This window comes from Arthrobacter sp. 05T420 (assembly GCF_056396305.1).
On sequence record NZ_JBFTLG010000011.1, the window covers coordinates 58,559 to 72,063 of the forward strand.

The 13,505-nt window shown below is 63.2% G+C and carries 15 protein-coding genes and 1 pseudogene; 9 read left to right on the plus strand and 7 right to left on the minus strand.

The genetic code is table 11. From position 1 onward, the window contains the following. The first annotated feature begins 16 nt into the window (after nucleotides 1-16). The 3 genes from AC1DEM_RS12235 (at nucleotide 17) to AC1DEM_RS12245 (ending at nucleotide 1,510) form a co-directional block, all read left to right on the plus strand. Complete coding sequence (locus AC1DEM_RS12235) at nucleotides 17-298, plus strand: Lrp/AsnC family transcriptional regulator (RefSeq protein ID WP_090580900.1); 282 nt, start codon at nucleotides 17-19, stop codon at nucleotides 296-298. Nucleotides 299-450: 152 nt separating this feature from the next. After that, nucleotides 451-678 (plus strand): hypothetical protein, encoded by a 228-nt coding sequence (locus AC1DEM_RS12240; protein ID WP_476884627.1) that lies wholly within the window; start codon nucleotides 451-453, stop codon nucleotides 676-678. Nucleotides 679-826: 148 nt separating this feature from the next. Then, the gene (locus AC1DEM_RS12245) at nucleotides 827-1,510 is read left to right on the plus strand and encodes a DedA family protein (RefSeq protein ID WP_476884628.1); all 684 of its coding nucleotides are present in this window, start codon (nucleotides 827-829) and stop codon (nucleotides 1,508-1,510) included. Between the two features lie 44 nt (nucleotides 1,511-1,554). Here AC1DEM_RS12245 and trpD read toward each other — a convergent pair whose 3' ends face one another. Further along, a complete protein-coding gene (gene trpD / locus AC1DEM_RS12250) occupies nucleotides 1,555-2,619 on the minus strand; it encodes an anthranilate phosphoribosyltransferase (protein ID WP_476884629.1) in 1,065 nt (354 codons plus the stop codon). Nucleotides 2,620-2,767: 148 nt separating this feature from the next. Between trpD and ctaE the strand changes: the two genes are divergently transcribed. The 4 genes from ctaE to qcrB all read left to right on the plus strand — a co-directional run bounded on the left by ctaE (nucleotide 2,768) and on the right by qcrB (nucleotide 7,112). Then, entirely contained in the window at nucleotides 2,768-3,406 is a 639-nt protein-coding gene (gene ctaE, locus AC1DEM_RS12255) for an aa3-type cytochrome oxidase subunit III (RefSeq protein WP_476884630.1), read from the plus strand. Nucleotides 3,407-3,492: 86 nt separating this feature from the next. Beyond that, nucleotides 3,493-4,281: a cytochrome bc1 complex diheme cytochrome c subunit gene (gene qcrC, locus AC1DEM_RS12260; protein WP_476884631.1), complete on the plus strand. Its 789-nt coding sequence runs from the start codon at nucleotides 3,493-3,495 to the stop codon at nucleotides 4,279-4,281. Between the two features lie 100 nt (nucleotides 4,282-4,381). Next, entirely contained in the window at nucleotides 4,382-5,455 is a 1,074-nt protein-coding gene (gene qcrA, locus AC1DEM_RS12265; RefSeq protein WP_476884632.1) for a cytochrome bc1 complex Rieske iron-sulfur subunit, read from the plus strand. Further along, nucleotides 5,433-7,112, plus strand: a complete 1,680-nt coding sequence (gene qcrB / locus AC1DEM_RS12270) for a cytochrome bc1 complex cytochrome b subunit (RefSeq protein ID WP_476884633.1) — start codon at nucleotides 5,433-5,435, stop codon at nucleotides 7,110-7,112. The genes qcrA and qcrB overlap by 23 nt, the downstream gene beginning before the upstream one ends. Before the next feature lie 121 nt (nucleotides 7,113-7,233). Here the strand turns inward: qcrB and AC1DEM_RS12275 are convergent, their stop codons facing one another. Beyond that, nucleotides 7,234-8,001, minus strand: coding sequence for a GntR family transcriptional regulator (locus tag AC1DEM_RS12275; RefSeq protein WP_476884713.1), 768 nt, complete (start codon nucleotides 7,999-8,001; stop codon nucleotides 7,234-7,236). Between the two features lie 320 nt (nucleotides 8,002-8,321). Here AC1DEM_RS12275 and AC1DEM_RS12280 point away from each other — a divergent pair, with 320 nt between their 5' ends. Together AC1DEM_RS12280 and AC1DEM_RS12285 are read left to right on the plus strand one after the other, a co-directional pair. Then, a complete protein-coding gene (locus AC1DEM_RS12280) occupies nucleotides 8,322-8,615 on the plus strand; it encodes an HPr family phosphocarrier protein (protein WP_476884634.1) in 294 nt (97 codons plus the stop codon). 385 nt (nucleotides 8,616-9,000) lie between these two features. Next, nucleotides 9,001-9,453, plus strand: coding sequence for a hypothetical protein (locus tag AC1DEM_RS12285; protein ID WP_476884635.1), 453 nt, complete (start codon nucleotides 9,001-9,003; stop codon nucleotides 9,451-9,453). Nucleotides 9,454-9,514: 61 nt separating this feature from the next. Here AC1DEM_RS12285 and AC1DEM_RS12290 read toward each other — a convergent pair whose 3' ends face one another. From AC1DEM_RS12290 to ctaC, 5 genes and pseudogenes are all read right to left on the minus strand, one after another. After that, entirely contained in the window at nucleotides 9,515-9,727 is a 213-nt protein-coding gene (locus AC1DEM_RS12290) for an IS3 family transposase (RefSeq protein ID WP_476884636.1), read from the minus strand. Then, nucleotides 9,664-9,903, minus strand: a pseudogene (locus AC1DEM_RS12295) (IS3 family transposase); the annotation flags it as partial. The pseudogene AC1DEM_RS12295 and the gene AC1DEM_RS12290, both read right to left, overlap by 64 nt. A 498-nt stretch (nucleotides 9,904-10,401) precedes the next feature. Next, a complete protein-coding gene (locus AC1DEM_RS12300) occupies nucleotides 10,402-10,803 on the minus strand; it encodes a cytochrome c oxidase subunit 4 (RefSeq protein ID WP_476884637.1) in 402 nt (133 codons plus the stop codon). Next, nucleotides 10,800-12,521 carry an aa3-type cytochrome oxidase subunit I gene (ctaD, locus tag AC1DEM_RS12305; protein WP_476884638.1) on the minus strand — a complete coding sequence of 574 codons (1,722 nt, stop codon included), beginning with the start codon at nucleotides 12,519-12,521 and terminating at the stop codon, nucleotides 10,800-10,802. Before ctaD ends, AC1DEM_RS12300 begins: the two co-directional genes overlap by 4 nt. 10 nt (nucleotides 12,522-12,531) lie before the next feature. Continuing rightward, entirely contained in the window at nucleotides 12,532-13,404 is an 873-nt protein-coding gene (gene ctaC, locus AC1DEM_RS12310; RefSeq protein ID WP_476884639.1) for an aa3-type cytochrome oxidase subunit II, read from the minus strand. Nucleotides 13,405-13,505 lie beyond the last annotated feature (101 nt).

Genomic DNA, 13,505 nt, shown 5'->3' on the forward strand with positions numbered 1-13,505 from the left:
CCGGAAAGGCTCACACGTGGTCACCGCATTCGTCCTGATCAAGACAGACGCTTCACGCATCCCGGAGACCGCCGAGGAAATCTCCGCCATCGCCGGCATCAGCGAGGTCTATTCCGTCACGGGCGAGTGGGACCTAATCGCCATCGCCCGGGTCGCCAAGCACGAAGACCTGGCTGAAGTCATCGCGGACAAGCTCTCGAAAGTCCGGGGCGTGGCCCACACCACCACCCAGATCGCCTTCCGCGCGTACTCACAGCACGACCTCGACGCGGCCTTTGCCCTCGGTTTCGAGCAGTAGCAACGAGTGGCACCAGGCGTGAGTGGCCTGTGATTAGGCCGTCTTACCGCTCGTAATCCGCGCAGCGGTCAAGGGCGATCACGCGACCCCTGGCCCACCCCTACCGAAAAATGGCATAGGCGCTAAGTGTCGATGCAGTCAACGTAGGGGAAATGCGTGATGGACATGACAACGAGCCCACGCCGGACCGAGGCATCGCCGTCTTCCCTGGCGCCAACACGATGCGGCCACTCCCGATGGACGGGGTGCCGCAGCCGATCGCACTCTTCAGCGTCATCAACGGTGCCACATTGCCGTTCACCTTTGCACTGGTCGGATTTGCACTGATCGGAGCAGTCATCGCGGACCTGATCAACGTTCGCCGCCGGCCCGGGCCGTGACCGCAGTGTGCTCTTGACTCGGCCCGCGCCGCAAGCGTATACAAGGGCCATCCCGGCGTCGTCGGGGGTCGCGACCGCAGAACAAACACGGGCAGCGCGGGGACCGTCATTGTGAACCACGGCGGAGCAGCGGAGTGAGGTGTGTGCGATGACCGGATTATCTGCCCTCCGCTTCGTGGCGCTCGGCTGGGCAGGCTTGGTCGCGGCAGAAGCGGGGATTGCGGACGAATGGGGGTACTACTTCGGCGTCTTCGTGATTGTGCTGGCCCAGTGCGCCGGTGTGCCGCTCCCCGCCGTGGCCGTACTGCTTGGGGCCTACGCCTCGGCGCGCCATGGAGATCTAAACCTTGCTGCCGTTATCGCGGTGGGCAGCCTGGGCGCCATGCTCGGGAGCACTATTGGCTACGTACTTGGGCGTGTGGGAGGCCGTCCATTGATGCTGCGGCTGGCACAGCGCTTCCACGCCGACGAGAAACGCATCATCCAAATGGAGTCGTTCTTTGAACGGCACGGCGGCAAAGCCTTGTTCTTCGGCCGCTGGGTTGTTGTCGTCCGGCTCTGGGGCGCCATTGCCGCGGGGGCTGCCAAGATGCCGTGGCCCAAGTTCCTGCTGTGGACCATCACAGGGTCCATTGCCTGGGTCGCGAGCCTCAGCGTTCTCGCCTATCTGGCCGGGACACTGGCCCAGGCCCTCGGTGACGCTCTCGACATCGGCGGCTGGGTGCTGGTCCCCGTCGTCATACTTGGCCTGGTGATCGTCTGGCGCCGGCGCAGACGCCGGAAGCTCCAGTCAGCGGAGGGGGCAGGGGACGGCGTGCCCGGCCCTGAGTGAAGCCGGGGCGCTACTGTCCCGCCGGGCGCGCTGGGTAGCCGCGCTTAAGCGGCGGTCTGCGACAAAGCGACCCACCTGTCCAGCGCCGCGGCCGCGGCGCCGGATTCAATGGACTGCTCGGCGCGCTTGTACGCGGCGGCCATGCGTTCCGCCAGTGGACCGACGGCGTCGAGGTCGAACGCAACCAGCCCGGCCGCCGCGTTGAGCAGCGCCGCATCACGGGCCGGACCCGGCGCGCCGGCCAAGACAGCGCGGACGACGGCGGCATTGGTTACGGCGTCACCGCCGCGCAGCTCCTCCAGCGTGGCCGTCCGGATGCCGAGGTTGCGCGGATCAAACATCTCTTCCGTGACCTCACCATTACGGATCTCCCACACGCGCGACGGGCCGGTGGTGGTGAGCTCGTCCAGGCCATCATTCCCGCGGAAGACCAGGCCGCGGCTGCCCCGCTTGGCCAGCACGCCGGCCACCAAGGGGGCCATCTGCTCGTTGGCGACGCCCACGGCCGAGGCCTGGACATGGGCGGGGTTGATCATGGGGCCCAGGAAGTTGAACGCAGTCGGAACGCCGAGTTCGCGACGGGCGACGGCGGCATGCCGCATCGAGGGGTGGAACACCTGGGCAAAGCAAAACGTGATTCCCGCCTCTTCGGCGTTGAGCGCCACGCGGGGAATGGGAAGATCGAGCCTGACGCCGAGGGCCTCCAGGACATCGGCGGATCCGGACGAGGATGACGACGCACGGTTTCCATGCTTGACCACTCTGGCCCCCGCACCGGCGGCGATAAGGGCGGCCATCGTGGAGATGTTGACAGTGTTCTGCTGATCGCCACCCGTTCCGACGATGTCCAACTTCTCACCGGCAATGTCAATGGGGTTGGCGTTGGAGATCATCGCCTCCACAAGGCCAGACAGCTCATCCACGGTCTCGCCCTTGGAGCGCAGGGCCACCAGGAATCCCGCCACCTGGGCAGGCGTCGCTTCACCGGACATGATGGAGTTCATGGCCCACTCGGTGCTCCCGGCGGTGAGGTCCACGCCGCTGATGAGCGCGTTGATGAGCCGCGGCCAGGTGTTGCCTGCCGCCTGTGCAGATGCCTGTGAAGTCACCTCCCGATGCTATCGAGGTCGGCCCCGCAAAGACCAATGTGAACCCCTCCGGGAACTTTTCCGCGCGAATTCGCGTCTTTGTAGAAAAAGTCCCCCCAAAACGCGGTTTGCGTTGGGCAGGACGGACTTTTATAGACATAATGTCTATGTGACATCTGCGACCCATGCCCCCAGTACCCCGGCGCACCCGACGCTGAACCGCCCAAACATGGTTTCTGTTGGAACCGTTGTGTGGCTGTCCAGTGAGTTGATGTTCTTCGCCGGTCTCTTTGCCATGTACTTCACACTCCGTTCGACATCCGGACTGTTGTGGGCCGAAGAGACAGCCAAGCTCAACTTCCCCTTTGCGCTCGTTAACACCATCGTCCTCGTGGCAAGTTCCTTTACTTGCCAGATGGGCGTCTTCGCTGCCGAGCGGCTACAGCCGCGCCGGACCGGTGGACGCTTCAGCTTCACCCAGTGGGGGATGAACGGATGGTTCATCCTGACGTTCCTCATGGGTTCCTTCTTCGTCGCCGGCCAGGCGACGGAGTACGCCATGCTCGTTTCCGAGCATGTCTCGCTGTCCTCCAACGCCTACGGTTCAGCCTTCTACATAACGACGGGCTTCCACGGCCTGCACGTCATCGGCGGTCTGATTGCCTTCCTGCTCATCATGGGCCGCTCCTTCGCCGCGAAGAAGTTCGGACACTTTGAGGCGACTTCGGCGATTGTCACCTCGTACTACTGGCACTTCGTGGACGTCGTCTGGATTGGCCTCTTCCTGGTCATCTACGTCCTTAAGTAGTCAGACTTGACTCTTTTTCTACAAGAGGCAGAATTTCAAGAAGCGGCTCCCGGAGCCATCGCAGGATCGAATAAAGGAACCACCACGTGAAGGCACTCTCGCAGAAGCGACGTCACCCTCTGGCAGCAATTGCGCTGCTGCTGATGGGCCTCTTGGTCACGGGTGGGCTGTACGCCGTTGCCACCACCGTCAACCAGGCCAAGGCGGACACCACCACCTACAGCGCAAGCGACGTAGAGGAAGGCGGCAAGCTTTTCGCCGCCAACTGCGCCACCTGCCACGGCATGGGTGCCAGCGGCTCCCAGTCGGGACCGTCGCTTGTGGGCGTCGGCGCCGCCGCTGTTGACTTCCAGGTTGGCACCGGCCGCATGCCCATGCAGATGAACGGCCCGCAGGCCCAGCAGAAGCCCGCCCAGTTCAACGAGGAACAGACCAAGCAGCTGGCTGCTTACGTTGCCTCGCTGGGTCCTGGCCCGGCCATCCCCGAAGCGGGTGTGCTCGATGAGAAGGGCGACGCCGCCAAGGGTGGCGAACTCTTCCGCACCAACTGCGCCATGTGCCACAATGCAGCCGCTGCCGGCGGTGCGCTCACCCGGGGCAAGTTCGCTCCGGCCCTCGCGGGCGTCTCCGGTCAGCACATCTACGAGGCCATGGTCACCGGCCCCCAGAACATGCCCGTATTCAGTGACGCGAACATCTCCCCCGAGGGAAAGCGCGACATCATCACCTACCTGAAGCAGATTGAAGCCAACGGTTCACCCGGCGGCGCAGATCTTGGAGCTTTGGGACCGGTTTCCGAAGGTCTCTTTGTCTGGATTGCTGGCCTGGGCGTCATCATCGCATTCACGATCTGGCTCACATCCCGCACTTCCTAAGCGGACCTTGCACCTGTAAGAATTTTCTGCTGACCCGTCAGCAGTTTGAATTGAAACCTAACTCGGCATAGGCCGAGACGAGAGAAGGATGAGGCGAATTATGGGCAACCATAGTGACGGCAGTCCGAACCACTCGGGCACCGTAGCTACGGCTGGTCAGAATGAGGTGGAGAAGTTCCAGGATCCTGGAATTCCCCCGCACCGTTTGCGCCTGGCTGACACGGACCCGAGGGCCGCAAAGAAAGCAGAACGGCAGGTAGCCCTTCTGTTCGGCACCTCGGTCGTTGGCACCCTGATATTCCTGGTGTCGTACTTCGCGATCGATCTGGGGAATGATTCCTCAATCGCCACGATCCGTCTCCAGAATGCCTTGCTGGGCATCGGCACCGCGTTCGCGATGCTGGGCATCGGCACCGGCATTGTCCACTGGGCCAAGGCCCTGATGCCGGACCACGAGGTCTCGGAAGAGCGCCACGCGATCCGCACCGAGGAAGACCGCCAGGCTGCCGTCCGCATCGTTGATGACATTGTGGAAGAAACCGGCATCAAGCGCCGGCCGCTGATCCGTAACACCCTGCTCGGCGCGGTCGCACTCGCGCCCCTGCCGGCATTGGCCATCTTCGGTGACCTCGGCCCCCGGCCGGACTTCGCGCTGGCCCACACGATGTGGGCACCGGGTCCGGACGGCAAGCTGAAGCGCCTTGCCCGCGACCCCGATGGCACTCCCATCAAGGCCGCGGACGTCACCATCGGCTCCGCTTTCCACGTCATCCCGGAAGGGCTGAACGAACTGACCGAAGGCAAGCTGAACGAGAAGGCCAAGTCTGTTGTCCTGCTCATGCGACTGGACCCGAGCGAGCTCCACCCTTCCCCGGAACGCGTCGATTGGGCGTACAACGGCATCGTCGCGTACTCCAAGATCTGCACCCACGTTGGTTGCCCTGTTGCCCTGTACGAGCAGCAGACCCACCACCTGCTGTGCCCGTGCCACCAGTCAACCTTCGACCTGACTCAACAGTGCAAGGTTATCTTCGGCCCCGCCAGCCGCCCTCTTCCCCAGCTGCCTATCGCAGTCGACGCCGAGGGCTACCTGGTCGCCACGAGCGACTTCCATGAACCCGTCGGACCGAGCTACTGGGAGCGTGAGCAGCATGTCCTCATCCCTAACTCCTGATGCCCCCGTCTTCGTCGCCAAGACTTCGGGCGGCCGCATCACGGACTTCGTCGACCAGCGCGTTGGCGGCTCCGGCATCCTCCGCGAGTTCGGCCGGAAGGTCTTCCCGGACCACTGGTCGTTCATGTTCGGCGAAGTGGCGCTGTATTCCTTCGTCATCCTGCTGCTCTCGGGCACGTTCCTGACGTTCTTCTTCGATCCGTCCATGGCGGAGACGCACTACGCGGGCTCCTACACGCCGCTGAAGAACGTTGAAATGTCCGTGGCGTACAGCTCGTCCCTGAACATCTCCTTTGATGTCCGCGGCGGCATGTTCATGCGCCAGGTGCACCACTGGTCGGCGCTGCTGTTCGTCGCCTCCGTGTCGGTGCACATGCTCCGCGTGTTCTTCACCGGCGCGTTCCGCAAGCCCCGCGAACTGAACTGGGTGGTGGGCAGCGTCCTGCTCATCCTGTCCATGGCTGCGGGCTTCACCGGCTACTCGCTCCCCGATGACCTGCTCTCCGGTAACGGCCTGCGCATCATCGACGGCGTCATCAAGTCCATCCCCGTCATCGGCACCTACATCTCGTTCTTCCTTTTCGGTGGCGAGTTCCCGGGCACCATGATCATCAGCCGCCTGTACATGCTCCACATCCTCCTGGTTCCCGCGCTCATCCTGCTGATGATCGTGATGCACCTCTTCATGGTGGTTGTGCACAAGCACACCCAGTACCCCGGCCCCGGCCGGAATGACGGCAACGTCGTTGGCTACCCCCTGGGACCGGTCTACGCCGCGAAGGCCGGCGGCTTCTTCTTCATCGTCTTCGGTGTCGTTGCCCTCATGGCGGCGTTCTTCACCATCAACCCGATCTGGAACTACGGCCCGTACGACCCCTCACCGGTTTCGGCAGGCACGCAGCCTGACTGGTACATCGGCTTCGTTGACGGCGCCCTGCGCCTGATGCCGGGCACGATCGGTGACTGGAAGGTCGAGCAGGTGTGGTTCGGCCACATGTTCACGTTCAACGTGCTGCTGCCTGCACTGGTCCCCGCGGGCATCCTTTTCACCGTTATGTTCACCTACCCGTGGATTGAACGCTGGATCACCAAGGACAACCGCGAGCACCACGTCCTGGACCGTCCCCGCAACGCTCCTACCCGTACGGCGATCGGCATGGCCGGTTTCGTCTGGTACTGCGTTATGTGGGCCGCCGCAGGCTCCGACCTCATCGCCACGCACTTCCACGTGGCCCTGAACGATGTGACCTACTGGCTGCGCGCGCTGTTCTTCATCGGCCCGGTCATCGCGTTCATCGTCACGAAGCGCGTCGCCCTGGCGCTGCAGCGCAAGGACCGCGAGATCGCCCTGCACGGCCGCGAAACCGGCCGCATCGTGCGCCTGCCGCACGGCGAGTTCATCGAGGTCCACGCCCCGCTGGACGAATACAAGCGCTACAAGCTGGTCGGCTTCGAGTCACCGGTCCCGCTGCCCGCGGTGCCGAACGAGCACGGCGTCGTGGACCGCAAGGAAAAGCGCCGCGCCAAACTGTCCCGCTGGTTCTTCGAGGACCGGGTTGCCCCGGCCACTCCGGCAGAACTGGAGGCCGCTCACGGCCACCACGGCGCCCATGAGGCTGTCGAAGCGGCAGAGTCTCAGAAGACGCTGAGCCACTAGGCTGCAAGCAAGACAACGGAAGGCCCGGTCCCCTTGGGGACCGGGCCTTTCTGTGTTTTCTGTTGTCGCAGCTTCTGCCGCCAAGATCCTTGCAGCCCAGCCGCCCACTGCGTCGTTGGGGCTAGGGCCGGTATCCAGAGGCGTAGTTGCGGGTGGGCCGGACGCCGGGGCGCTGCAGGGGCACCCAGAGCTTGTAGCGGTCAGCCCGGTAGTAGGACACTGAGTAGTCCACCATGGCGCGGGCCACGAACGCGTGGCGCTGGATCTTCAGCAGCGGCGTTCCGACCTCGACGTTCAGGAGCCGGGCCGTGGACGGCGATGCGGCCGTCGCCTCGATCATGTCCTCGCCCCATTCCATCACCAGCCCGTAGCGTTCGCTCAGCACGTTGTAGAGGGATGTGGGCGGCTCCCCGTCCAGCAGGCCGGGGACCCGGTGGGCCGGAATGAAGTTCTCGTCCACGCTCATGGGCTCGTTGTCGGCCAGCAGGAGGCGCCGGAACCGGACCAGGGGCGTACCCTCCTCCAACTGCAACTCACGGGCCAGGAAAGCGCTGGCGCTGATTTGCTCGAAGCTGAGGACCTTGGCGGCGGGGACCATGCCGCGGCGCTGCATCTCTTCGCTGTAGGAGGTGAGCTTGACCTGGAGATCCAGTTTGGGTTTGCGCACAAACGTGCCCAGCCCCACGACACGCTCAATGACTTCCTCGCCCACAAGGGCATCGATGGCCTGACGGACAGTCATCCGGGCCAGGCCGAAGCGCTGGGCGAGGTCACGCTCGGAGGGCAGCGCCGACCCCGGCGGGCAGGCGGCACTGATGTGGGCCCGCAGGATTTCCCGCAGCTGCACGTAGATCGGCACCCCGCTCTGGCGATCGATCTCGCCGATCATCTTGGACGCATTAGAGGACGCCACGGGTCAGCCTCCGGTTGGGCCGCGGCGCGGGAAAGACACTCATATCTCAAGGGTAAGCCCGTACCCAGGCAGGTCTAGACCACGGCGCCGACCCAAGTCGTGCGGGTCCCTCCCCCGCGGCTACCCTTGAACTCATAGGCCGGAACCGAGCAACGGAACCCGGCCAGCCTGAAGGAACGCCAGTCCGATACACCGCCATCCATACGGCACGCCAGTCCGATGGAACGCCTGTCGTATGGAACAGCCCGTCCGGTGGCACCACCGAAGAGAACCAACACCAGCACGAGGGAGTCCCGTTGCCAGTTCGCAAGGCAATCGTCACGGCCGCAATCGGCCTCCACGCCCGGCCGGCGGCAGTATTTGTCCGGGCCGTCACGGCCACCGGTCTCCCGGTAACCATCAGCAAGGACGGCAGGCCCGGCGTCGACGCCCGCTCGCTGCTGGAGGTCATGACCGAGGACTTCGAATGCGGCTGCGAAGTGGAGTTGGCCGTCGCAGCGGAGGCCCTCCCGGCCTCCTGCAGCCTCGCGGATGCCGAGACTGCACTGGAGGGCCTCCGGATCCTCCTGGAGTCGGCAGCGGCCGCCTGAGGCGCTCCCGGCCGTCCTCACGCCCGGCCCCAAGCCTGCCACCAACGACCGCGCCGCACACATTCCAGCAGCACGCAGGCGCTCAGCACCACCCAGCCCGTGGGCACAAACGACGGCGGGCCCCACCATTTGAAGTGGTCCCCGAAAGTTGGACTCGTAAGTAAGCGAGTTCCACTTTAGCGGCCAACTATCGGTTTGTTCCTCGAAGAAGTCCCCTTCCCACTTTGGATGGGGACTTTCTGCGTGCAGCTCTTTCAGGTCCATTCTTTTCCTGTACGCAACGACGGTCGCGTGCAAGGATGGCTGAACTAACCTCCGGGGGGATGGGGTATCAATGATGGACAGAGGCAGACGCAGGGGCACGGTAGCCGTCGCAGCAATCGGTGTGATTATCGGGCTCACAGGCTGCGCGGCTAGCGCGCAGCAGGCAGCTGCGCCGCAGCAGTCCGCAACCACGCAATCCTCAGCCGCTCCGCAGCTCAAGGAATTCGATTCTGTCGATGACGCCCGTCGGGCAGTTGCCGGCGTGATCGGCTGCGATGATGAGCCCAAGACGGATCCCATCATCAATCCGGACCTTGCAGGCTTCACGGCTGAATACGCCGTGTGTGCGAGCCGCGTCCAAGTCGAGTGGTTCAAGACGGAAGACGCCCGAGATGCCGAGCACCAGCTGTACAGTGATTCAGCTCAGCCTCTGTCCATTGTGGAGGGCAAGAACTGGATGGTCGTAGACATGTCCGAAGCACTTGGTGAGCCTCCAAGTGATAAAGACCTGAAGGGACTGGCTCAGGAACTCGGCGGCAAATTCAGATCCCTGAACGGTGCCAAATCGTCCTAATGCCGGCGCCGACGGGCTTAGCTTCCATACGGCGTTCGAATGTTGTGTTGTCTGCCGGGGCCTATGCGGCGAGGGTCCGAGCACGGTATTGCGCAGGGCTGAGACCCTCGAGTTTTGTGGAGATTCCCTCGGTGTTGTACCACCGGATGTAAGGTTCGGGGCAACAACTCCCTGGCCGCCGTGGTAGGAGTTGTACCGCTTCCTGCTCCGGACCTTGCAGACCAGCTGGAGGGAACGCATCAGCTTCAGCACGGTCTTCTTGGCGACCGTCCACCCTTGCTTGAGCAGTTCGATATGGATTCTCCGGTGCCCGTACCGGCCGTGGTTCTTCCCGAAAATCTCTGAGACGGCGGCCTTCAGGGACGCGCGAGGATCGGGGCCTTGGAGGCGGGACTGGTGGTAGAAGAACGTGGACCGAGGTAACCCTGCTACGTCCAGGAGAACTTCCAGCCGATGCTCAGCCTTGAGAGCGCTGACAGCGCTAACCTTAGCGCTGTTCCCCGTCCCCCAAGGCCCCTACTTTTCCCAGGAAGGCCACCTCTGCACGCAGGTGTGGCGACGACAGATCGAGCTCCTTCGCCAGAGCGACCCTGTTCTCGCCGGAGATATATCGCTGCACAGCGCTGAGCTTGAGCTCGAACGATTACAGCCGCTTGCCTGGTTTGGTGACTAGAGCAGTATCTCCGCGAACTCGCTATCTGTCGTGCAACCGGAGGACAGCTTTCCTACCCACTCCAAGCCTGGTCGCTACGGCCCGGCCCTGGAGCCCCAACCAGTCGCAATCAGCGCCACCGGGGCTTCGCGCTGCTCCTCAGACTACGAACTGCCCTTAAAACGTGAAACTGCTCCCCGCAAGCCGGAACTGAATTTTCAGTCCAACTTTCGGGGAGCAGTTCAATTTGGCGGGGCCCGCCGTCGTGCAATCTGAACTTTTAGTCCGGGTGCACGCTAGTGCGCGTGGTCACCACGGCTGTATTCGTAGACCCAGCCGACCAGGGCGACTACTGCCATTCCACCGGCGATGAAGACGATCCACCAGCCGACGGCGAGGCCGAGGAACCCGGCCGCGCAGGACATGCCCAGCATCAGCGGCCACCAGCTCCAGGGGCTGAAGTGTCCCTGTTCGCCGGCGCCTTCGTGGATTTCGGCGTCGTTGCGGTCCTCGGGGCGCATGCCTACGCGCCGCCCGGTGAAGCCCAGGTAAGCGCCGATCATGCCGGCGAGCCCGCCCACGAGCAGAATACCGAGGATGCCGACCCATTCGGTCCAGTTATTCAGGTACCCGTAGATTAGTGCCACGGGCACGAAGAAGAAGGCGCCGAAGCCAAAAATTCTTGATTCGAGTTTCACTTGGCGGTGTCCTTCTGGTCGGCGTTACCGAGGGCCGATGCTGCCGGAGCAGGCGAATCCGCGGTGTAGGACTGGGAGAGCTCCGGGTGGTGCAGGTCCAGGGCGGGACGCTCGGAGCGGATGCGAGGCAGGGACGTGAAGTTGTGGCGCGGCGGCGGGCAGGACGTGGCCCACTCGAGCGAGGCGCCGAAGCCCCACGGGTCATCAACTTCCACACGCTCGTTGCTGCGCCAGGTGATGTAGACGTTCCAGAAGAACGGAATCAGCGAGGCGCCGAGGACGAAGGAGGCGATGGTGGAGAACTGGTTCATCCACGTGAACCCATCCTGCGGCATGTAGTCGGCGTAGCGGCGCGGCATGCCCTCGACACCCAGCCAGTGCTGGATCAGGAAGGTGCCGTGGAAGCCGAGGAACAGCATCCAGAAGTGGATCTTACCGAGGCGCTCGTTGAGCATCTTGCCGGTCCACTTGGGCCACCAGAAGTAGAAGCCGGCGAACATGGCGAACACGACAGTACCGAAGACCACGTAGTGGAAGTGCGCCACCACGAAGTAGGAGTCCGAGACGTGGAAGTCCAGGGGCGGCGAGGCCAGGATGATGCCGGTGAGGCCACCGAAGAGGAACGTCGCCAGGAAGCCGATGCTCCACAGCATGGGGGTTTCAAAGGTGATGGAACCGCGCCACATGGTGCCGATCCAGTTGAAGAACTTCACGCCGGTCGGAACGGCGATGAGCATCGTCATGAAGGAGAAGAACGGCAACAGGACCGAGCCGGTGACGTACATGTGGTGTGCCCACACGGTCACGGACAGAGCCGCGATGGAGATGGTCGCATAGACCAGGCCCTTGTAACCGAAGATCGGCTTGCGGGAGAAGACCGGGAAAATCTCAGAGACGATGCCGAAGAACGGCAGCGCGATGATGTAGACCTCGGGGTGGCCGAAGAACCAGAAGAGGTGCTGCCAGAGGACGGCGCCGCCGTTCTCGGGATCGAAGATGTGCGCACCAAAGCGGCGGTCCGCTCCAAGGGCAAACAGTGCGGAAGCCAGCGGCGGGAAGGCCATCAGGACCAGAATGGATGTCACGAGGGCGTTCCAGGTGAAGATCGGCATCCGCCACATGGTCATGCCCGGGGCGCGCATGCAGATGATGGTGGTGATGAAGTTGACCGCACCAAGAATGGTGCCGAAGCCGGAGAGCGCAAGGCCGAAGACCCAGAGGTCACCGCCCACGCCGGGGCTGAACGTCGTGTTGGACAGCGGCGCGTAAGCGAACCAGCCGAACGACGCGGCACCCTGCGGGGTGATGAAGCCGGATACGGCAATCGTGGAGCCGAACAGGAAGAACCAGAAGGCCAGTGCGTTCAGTCGCGGGAACGCGACGTCGGGGGCACCGATCTGCAGCGGCATGATGACGTTGGTGAAGCCGGCGAACAGCGGCGTCGCGAACATCAGGAGCATTACTGTGCCGTGCATGGTGAAGAGCTGGTTGTACTGCTCTTTGGTCTGCAGGATCTGCATGCCGGGCTCGAAGAGCTCGGCACGGATCAGCAGCGCCATGATGCCGCCGAAGCAGAAGAAGATGAACGACGCGATCAGGTACATGTACCCGATCGTTTTGTGGTCGGTCGAGGTGATCCAGTTGACGACGATGCGTCCCTTGGACTTCGGTACTACGGGAGCCTCGAGGATCCCGGCGGATTGAGTGTAAGTTGCCACGTCGCTCGCCTTACTTGGTTTCGGTCGGGGCCGGGTTGCGGTCGTACTCTTCACCGAGCAGGCCGGTGTTCCCGTCCTGGCGCAGCTGGTTCATGTGCGCCTGGAACTCCGACTCGGAGACAACCTTCACGCGGAACAGCATTTCGGAGTGGTACTCACCACAAAGTTCGGCGCACTTGCCGTCGTAGGTGCCCTCCCGGGTGGGAGTCAACCGGATGTAGTTGGTCTTGCCGGGAATCATGTCCCGCTTCTGCAGGAAGGCAGGCACCCAGAAGGAGTGGATGACGTCGCGTGAGTTGAGCTCGAGGTCAACCGACTTGTTGACCGGCAGGTACAGGGTGGGCAGCTTTTCCTTGTCCACGTCGTTGCCGGTCAGGTGCGCCTGGACGCCTGCTTCGTGGACGTCCTCGGTGACGACGGCGCCCTTCTTGTAGTTGAAGTCCCATGCCCACTGCTTGCCGCGGACGTCGACGACGACGTCGGCCGGCTTTGAGCGGTCATCGATCGACGCCGTGTCGCGGTCGGTGAAGTAGAAGAACACCAGGACCATGAACAACGGGATCGTCAGGTAGAACACTTCAAGCGGAAGGTTGAAGCTGTTCTGGCGAGGGAAGCCCACGGTGCCCTTGCGGCGGCGGTAGGCAACGACGCACCAGATCATCAGGCCCCAGGTGATGATGCCGACGACCAGCGCCGCTATCCATGAGTTGACCCAGAGGTCCATGATGAGGTCAACGTGATTGGTGGTGCCACGCTCGGTGGGCAACCAGCCCTTCTGTACCTCTGGTGAACATCCAGTCAAAGCCAACGCGCCGGCTAGTGCCAAGCCAGTGATCGTAGTGATCTGTTTGCGTCGGCTGCCGGTTCGGTTCTGCGAACTCACAGACGGCCCTTCCTACTTGTTGCTGTTGCCCCGCGAATTACGGGCAGGGCAAACGAAAAGTTTTACTACTCGGTGTAGAGCTTACCGCTCCCCGCGAGTTT